This window comes from Agromyces humi (assembly GCF_009720255.1).
GTDB classification, from domain to species: Bacteria; Actinomycetota; Actinomycetes; order Actinomycetales; family Microbacteriaceae; genus Agromyces; species Agromyces humi.
On sequence record NZ_WJSP02000193.1, the window covers coordinates 1 to 6,882 of the forward strand.

The 6,882-nt window shown below is 71.3% G+C and carries 8 protein-coding genes; 7 read left to right on the forward strand and 1 reads right to left on the reverse strand.

Going from position 1 to position 6,882, the window contains the following annotated elements:
• Both metE and GH736_RS14415 read left to right on the forward strand, forming a co-directional pair.
• On the forward strand, positions 1–1,159 hold a 1,159-nt coding region (metE, locus tag GH736_RS14410; RefSeq protein ID WP_159604506.1), incomplete at its 5' end, for a 5-methyltetrahydropteroyltriglutamate--homocysteine S-methyltransferase.
• Between the two features lie 133 nt (positions 1,160–1,292).
• Positions 1,293–2,057 (forward strand): alpha/beta fold hydrolase, encoded by a 765-nt coding sequence (locus GH736_RS14415; protein WP_159604508.1) that lies wholly within the window; start codon positions 1,293–1,295, stop codon positions 2,055–2,057.
• 86 nt (positions 2,058–2,143) lie between these two features.
• Here GH736_RS14415 and lexA read toward each other — a convergent pair whose 3' ends face one another.
• Entirely contained in the window at positions 2,144–2,821 is a 678-nt protein-coding gene (gene lexA / locus GH736_RS14420; RefSeq protein WP_159604520.1) for a transcriptional repressor LexA, read from the reverse strand.
• Between the two features lie 265 nt (positions 2,822–3,086).
• On the opposite strand from lexA, the gene GH736_RS14425 reads away from it, so the two are divergent.
• The 5 genes from GH736_RS14425 to priA all read left to right on the forward strand — a co-directional run bounded on the left by GH736_RS14425 (position 3,087) and on the right by priA (position 6,749).
• Complete coding sequence (locus tag GH736_RS14425) at positions 3,087–3,467, forward strand: LysM peptidoglycan-binding domain-containing protein (protein WP_159604510.1); 381 nt, start codon at positions 3,087–3,089, stop codon at positions 3,465–3,467.
• Between the two features lie 46 nt (positions 3,468–3,513).
• Positions 3,514–4,647 carry a histidinol-phosphate transaminase gene (locus tag GH736_RS14430; RefSeq protein ID WP_159604512.1) on the forward strand — a complete coding sequence of 378 codons (1,134 nt, stop codon included), beginning with the start codon at positions 3,514–3,516 and terminating at the stop codon, positions 4,645–4,647.
• Between the two features lie 9 nt (positions 4,648–4,656).
• Positions 4,657–5,271, forward strand: coding sequence for an imidazoleglycerol-phosphate dehydratase HisB (gene hisB / locus GH736_RS14435; protein ID WP_159604514.1), 615 nt, complete (start codon positions 4,657–4,659; stop codon positions 5,269–5,271).
• Entirely contained in the window at positions 5,268–5,906 is a 639-nt protein-coding gene (gene hisH, locus GH736_RS14440) for an imidazole glycerol phosphate synthase subunit HisH (RefSeq protein WP_159604516.1), read from the forward strand. Before hisB ends, hisH begins: the two co-directional genes overlap by 4 nt.
• A gap of 96 nt (positions 5,907–6,002) precedes the next feature.
• Positions 6,003–6,749, forward strand: coding sequence for a bifunctional 1-(5-phosphoribosyl)-5-((5-phosphoribosylamino)methylideneamino)imidazole-4-carboxamide isomerase/phosphoribosylanthranilate isomerase PriA (gene priA / locus GH736_RS14445; protein WP_159604518.1), 747 nt, complete (start codon positions 6,003–6,005; stop codon positions 6,747–6,749).
• Positions 6,750–6,882 lie beyond the last annotated feature (133 nt).

Consider the following 6,882-nt stretch of genomic DNA (forward strand, 5'->3'; position numbering starts at 1 on the left):
ATCCGCTGCCCTCGCCGATCGTGCCGGAGCGCCCGGCGTGCGCGTTCCCTCGGTGCGCGCGCGGCTCGCGGGGCTCGCGGATCGCGACTTCGCGCGGGCGGGGTACGACGAGCGCGTCACCGCCCAGGAGTCGCTCGACCTCCCCGAGCTGCCAACCACGACCATCGGGTCGTTCCCGCAGACCGCCGACATCCGTCGTGCCCGCGCGCGTCTGCTGAAGGGCGAGCTGACGGATGCCGAGTACCGCGGCCTCATGCGTGAGGAGATCGAGCGCGTCATCCGCCTGCAGGAGGAGCTGGGCCTCGACGTGCTCGTGCACGGCGAGCCCGAGCGCAACGACATGGTGCAGTACTTCGCCGAACTCCTCGACGGGTTCGCGGTGACGCAGCACGGCTGGGTGCAGTCCTACGGCTCGCGCTGCACGCGCCCGTCGATCCTCTGGGGCGACGTGTCGCGCCCGCAGCCGATGACCGTGGAGTGGTCGACGTACGCCCAGTCGCTCACCGAGAAGCCCGTCAAGGGCATGCTCACCGGTCCGGTGACGATCCTCGCGTGGTCGTTCGTGCGCGACGACCAGCCGCTCGGCGACACCGCGCGCCAGGTCGCACTCGCCCTCCGGGACGAGATCGGCGACCTGGAGCAGGCCGGCATCCGCGTCATCCAGGTCGACGAGCCCGCACTGCGCGAGCTGCTCCCGCTGAAGCTCGCCGACCAGCCCGCCTACCTCGACTGGTCGGTCGGCTCGTTCCGGCTCGCGACGGGCGGCGCGGCTCCGGCCACGCAGGTGCACACGCACCTCTGCTACTCGGAGTTCGGCGTGGTCATCGACGCGATCCGCAACCTCGACGCCGACGTGACGTCGATCGAGGCGGCTCGCAGCCGGATGGAGGTCGTCGACGACCTCTCGACGAGCGGCTTCGACCACGGCATCGGGCCGGGCGTCTACGACATCCACTCGCCGCGCGTGCCCAGCGCCGCCGAGGTGCAGGCGCTGCTCGAGCGTGCGGTCGCGGAGATCCCCGCGTCCAAGCTGTGGGTGAACCCCGACTGCGGACTCAAGACGCGCGGCTACGAGGAGACGGTGGCGTCGCTGGAGCACATCATCGAGGCGACCCGCGCCGTGCGCGCCGAGCTGGCGCAGCCGGCCTTCGCGGAGTAGCACGAACGCACGCCGATCGGATGTCGCGGGCTCGCGGCATCCGATCGGCGTCGTCGTACTTTGCGTCGTCGTACTCGGTGGATCCCCATGTGCTGCCCGGGCAGCCCACAGGTGCGCCGTCTACGTTCGACGCATGCGACTCGCAGTGCACGAATCCGGCGATGGTGCCAAGACCGCCGTGCTGATCCACGGGATCATGTCGGACTCGCGCGCCTGGCACCGGGTGACCGCGGAGCTCCACGCGCACGGCTACCGCGTGCTCGCGGTCGACCTCGCCGGCCACGGTCTCAGCCCGCGAGCCCGGCGCTACTCGCCCGCGGCCTGGGCCGACGACGTCGCGGAGACCCTCGAGCCGATGCTCGACCGGGCCCCCGACGTGGTCATGGGCCACTCGCTCGGCGGCCTCGTCGCCAGCCTCGTCGCCGACCGCCTGGCGCCGAGGGCGGCGATCTACATCGACCCGGCGTTCTCGTTCCCGACCGGCCTCAAGGGCTGGGCGTTCAAGGCGTTCTTCGCGGTGGCCCCGCGGCCCCGCCGGTCGGCGCTCGTGCGCATGAATCCCCGATGGAGCGCGGTCGACGTCGACATCGAGGTCGCCACGCTCCGGGACTGGGACAAGCGCACGATCTTCGGATTCCTCGACACGAGGCCCCTCGTTCCCCCGGCGCGCCTGGTGGCGCCGAGCCTCGTCGTCCTCGCCGAGAAGAGCCTTCTCATCACCGAGCGCGTCGCCGCCCAGATGCGCGGCCGGGGGATGACCGTCGAGACCGTGAAGGGCACCGGGCACACGGTGTTCCGCGACGATCACGCCGGCTTCATGGACACCGTGGTCGGATGGCTGCACGGGCTCGGCCCGACGACGAAGGCCGTCTCGGACCGAGCGCTCGCCGCCGCCTGAGCGGGCTCCCGCCCTGAGCCCGTCTCAGCGCCTGAGCCCGGCTCACCGCCTGAGCCCGGCTGACCGCGTGCGCCGGAAGGCCGTGGTCAGACCGCGCGCAGCACGGCGACCACCTTGCCGAGCACCTCGGCCTGGTCGCCGAGGATGGGCTCGAACGCGGTGTTGCGAGGGAGCAGCCACGTGTGGCCGTCGCGCTGCCGGAAGACCTTGACGGTCGCTTCGCCGTCGAGCATCGCCGCCACGATCTCGCCGTTCTCGGCGGTGCGCTGCGATCGCACCACCACCCAGTCGCCGTCGCAGATCGCGGCATCGATCATCGAGTCGCCGACGACCTTGAGGATGAAGAGGTCGCCCTTGCCGACGAGCTGGCGGGGGAGCGGGAACACCTCATCGATCTGCTGTTCGGCGGTGATGGGGATGCCGGCGGCGATGCGCCCGACGAGCGGCACCATGGCGGCGTCGCCGACCTGCACGGGCTCGCCCGCCGACGCGTTGCGCCCGGGCGCGCCGGGCAGCTCGATGAGCACCTCGAGGGCGCGGGGACGGTTCGGGTCGCGCCGGAGGTAGCCGGCGAGTTCGAGCTGGTTGAGCTGGTGGGTCACGCTCGACAGCGAGGAGAGGCCCACCGCGTCGCCGATCTCGCGCATGCTCGGCGGATACCCGCGGCTCGACACCGAGCGCTGGATGACCTCGAGGATCGCAACCTGCTTCGCGCTCAGGCTCTTGCGGCGGCGTTGACCGCCGGCCGTGCGCGCTCCGTCGATGTCGGTGCTCAACGTCTCCGCCCCTCGTTGCGACCTCGCGGCCGGATGTCGGTGGTGTCTGATCGACTGTGTTCGAACATTCGAAACTGTATCCGTCAGATGTCGGTGCGGCAAACATTCGTTCGAGTGTGTCGCGCAATTCGGCGGCATCGGCTCCGGCGACGTGATGCTTGCAGCTTCGAACATTCGAAGATATATTCGGAACAGAGCTTCGCATCCGGCCCTCCCGGCCGAGGGCCGGATGCGACTCATCAGGAGGTGTGAGATGAGTGCAGTGATCGTACCGACCCGGCTCGGCACTTCCGGGCGCCCACAGCCGATCGAGGCGCCGGCGGCCACACGGCTTCGCCTGACGCGTCGTGGCAGGGCCGTCTTCACCGGGCTGGCGGCGCTGCCGCTGGTGGTCTGGGCGCTGATCGCCGTCCTCGGCTCCGGCGGCGCGGCCGCCGACTCGGGTGCCGCAGGAGCGGCGACCTCGTTCGAGTACGTCACCATCGGGAACGGCGACTCGTTGTGGGCGCTTGCCGAGTCCCTGGCACCCCAGGGCGATCCGCGCGAACTCGTCGACGAGATCATGCGACTGAACGGCCTCGACGACGCCGTCGTCGAGCCGGGTCAGCGGCTCGCACTGCCCGTCGTTCCGTGACGTCACGAGGCCCGGGGGCATGCCGGCCCGTGGCTACCATGGACTGGTGACGAGCCTCGACGACCTGCCCATCCGCGACGATCTCCGCGGTCGCACACCGTACGGCGCACCGCAGAAGGCCGTGCCGGTCGCCTTGAACGTGAACGAGAACACGCATCCGATCCCCGAGGATGTCGCGCACGACATCGTGGCGCGGGTGGCCGCGGCGATCCTCAGCCTGAACCGGTATCCCGACCGCGAGTTCACGGCACTGCGTCGCGCACTCGCGGACTACCTCGGGCACGGGCTCGACGTCGATCGCATCTGGGCCGCGAACGGGTCGAACGAGGTGCTGCAGCACATCATGCAGGCGTTCGGGGGTCCCGGCCGGTCGGTGCTGGGATTCGCGCCCACCTACTCGATGTACGGCCTGCTCGCCTCCGGCACCGGCACCCGGTGGACCACGGCGGAGCGCGATGACGACTTCGAGCTCACGCCCGAGACCGCGGTGGCCGCCGTGCGCGAGCACGACCCCGACATCGTGCTGCTCTGCGCCCCCAACAATCCCACGGGCACCCCCCTGTCGCTGGACACCATCACCGCGGTGGCCGATGCCGCTCGCGGGATCGTCGTCGTCGACGAGGCCTATATCGAGTTCGCCGACCCCGGCACGCCGAGTGCCCTGACCCTGCTCGACGGCCGGCCACGGCTGCTGGTGTCGCGCACGATGAGCAAGGCGTTCGCCTTCGCCGGAGCCCGGGTGGGATACCTCGCCGCGGATCCGGCCGTCGTCGACGCGCTGCGCCTGGTGCGCCTTCCGTACCACCTCTCTGCGCTCACGCAGGCCGCCGCGCTCGGAGCGCTCGCCCACTCCGACGAGATGCTCGCGATGGTGGACGAGATCCGCGGGCAGCGCGAGCGCATCGCCACCGAGTTGGCGCGCCTCGGGTTCCGGCCGTACCGCAGTGGGGCGAACTTCGTGCTCTTCGGCGGCGTCGACGACCCGCACGCGGTGTTCGAGGCGCTCCTCGACCGCGGCATCCTGATCCGCGAGATCGGCCTCCCCGGCTGCCTGCGAGTGACCGCCGGCACCGAGGCGGAGACGACCGCCTTCCTCGAGGCCATCGCGAACTTCGCGCCGGTGTCCTCGGCGACCCCGGTGGGGGCCGCCTCGACGACCCCCGCAGCGACCCCCGAATAGGATGACGGCATGACCACTCCCGGCGCACCGCGCACCGCCCGCGTGCAGCGCGAGACGAGCGAGTCCAGCATCGACCTGTCGCTGAACCTCGACGGCACCGGTGCGAGCGACATCGAGACCTCGGTGCCGTTCTACGACCACCTGCTGACGGCGTTCGCGAAGCACTCGCTCGCCGACCTCACGGTGCGGGCGCGTGGCGACATCGAGATCGACGTGCACCACACCGTCGAGGACGTGGGCATCGTGCTCGGCCAGGCCATCCGCGAGGCGCTCGGCGACAAGCGCGGCATCTCCCGGTACGGCGACGCCCTCGTGCCGCTCGACGAGGCCCTCGCGCAGGCCGTGGTGGACATCTCGGGGCGCCCGTTCCTCGTGCACTCGGGCGAGCCGGCGGGCTTCGAGTACCACCTCATCGGCGGCCACTTCACGGGCTCCATGGTGCGCCACGTCTTCGAGGCCATCGCGTTCAACGCCGGACTCACCGTGCACGTCACGGTCATCGGCGGTCGCGATCCGCATCACATCGCCGAGGCCGAGTTCAAGGCGTTCGCGAGGGCGTTCCGGCAGGCGAAGGCGCTCGACCCGCTCGTCACCGGCGTCCCGTCGACGAAGGGCGCCCTGTGACGGGGACGAAGCGCGTCGTCGTGCTCGACTACGGCTCCGGCAACGTGCACTCGGCCGCGAAGGCGCTCGAACGCGCGGGCGCCGAGGTGCAGGTGACCGCCGACCGGGCCGCCGCCCTCGAGGCCGACGGCCTCCTCGTGCCCGGCGTCGGCGCCTTCGCCGCCGTGATGGCGCAACTCCGTGCCGTGCGCGGCGACGAGATCATCGATCGCCGTCTCGCCGGAGGCCGCCCGGTGCTCGGCATCTGCGTGGGCATGCAGGTGCTCTTCGAGCGCGGCGTCGAGCGGGGCGTCGACTCGGAGGGGCTCGGCGAGTGGCCGGGTGTCGTCTCCGAACTGCCGTCTCCGGTGCTGCCGCACATGGGCTGGAACACCGTGCGGCCCGACGAGGGATCGGTGCTCTTCGACGGCATCGAGGACGAGCGCTTCTACTTCGTGCACTCGTATGCCGCGCAGGAGTGGCTGCTCGACGTCATGCCGCCGTTCCCGAAGCCCAGGCTCACCTGGGCCGAGCACGGCGCGCCGTTCCTCGCCGCGGTCGAGAACGGCCCGTTGTCGGCGACGCAGTTCCATCCCGAGAAGTCCGCGGAGGCCGGTATCCGGCTCCTCGGGAACTGGCTCGGCTCGCTCGCCTGAGCGAGAGGTCATCCGCCGACGGCCGCTGCCGGGCGGCGCTAGGATGCTGTGACTGTGCCGCTGTGGCGCTTCACAGCCACTGATACGAGGACAGTGATGAGCGAGTTCAACAAGACCCCCCGTCTGGTGCTGCTTCCGGCAGTCGACGTGGCGGGCGGCAAGGCCGTGCGCCTGACGAAGGGCGAGGCGGGAACCGAGACGAACTACGGCGACCCCGTGGACGCCGCCGCCGACTGGGCCGACCAGGGCGCGGAGTGGATCCACCTCGTCGACCTCGACGCCGCGTTCGGTCGTGGTTCCAACGCGGGGATCCTGAAGAAGGTCATCCGCCAGGTCAGGGGCGTGAACGTCGAGCTGTCCGGCGGCATCCGTGACGACGCGTCGCTCGAGCACGCGCTCGAGATCGGAGCGAAGCGGATCAACCTCGGCACCGCCGCGCTCGAGAACCCCGAGTGGGCGGCATCCGTCATCGCGCAGTACGGCGAGGCCGTCGCCGTCGGCCTCGACGTGCGCGGCACGACGCTCGCGGCTCGCGGGTGGACGCAGGACGGCGGTGACCTCTGGCACGTGATGGACCGCCTCGAGGAGGCCGGCGCAGCCCGCTACGTCGTGACCGACGTGACCAAGGACGGCACGCTGCAGGGCCCGAACCTCGACCTGCTCCGCCAGATCATGGACCGCACCCACCGCCCGGTGGTCGCCTCCGGCGGCATCTCGAGCCTCGACGACATCGCCGCCCTGCGCGAGCTCGTTCCCCTGGGCCTCGAGGGCGCGATCGTCGGCAAGGCGCTGTACGCGGGCGCTTTCACGCTGCCCGAGGCGCTGGATGTCGCCGGGCACTGACCCCGAGCACGGGCACGAGCCGGGCGGTGCGGATGCCGCTCCGACTCGTTCCGGGCCCACCCCCGCAGACTCGGCGGGCGTGCCGTGGGCGGGCCGGTCGTTCCAGCCGAACGCGCACGCCGCCGACGACGGC

Bases quoted from the DNA above. Each gene is read 5' to 3' on its own strand.
- GH736_RS14415 (WP_159604508.1), top strand. From the start codon at position 1,293: ATGCGACTCGCAGTGCACGAATCCGGCGATGGTGCCAAGACCGCCGTG.
- GH736_RS14425 (WP_159604510.1), top strand. From the start codon at position 3,087: ATGAGTGCAGTGATCGTACCGACCCGGCTCGGCACTTCCGGGCGCCCA.
- hisB (WP_159604514.1), top strand. From the start codon at position 4,657: ATGACCACTCCCGGCGCACCGCGCACCGCCCGCGTGCAGCGCGAGACG.
- priA (WP_159604518.1), top strand. From the start codon at position 6,003: ATGAGCGAGTTCAACAAGACCCCCCGTCTGGTGCTGCTTCCGGCAGTC.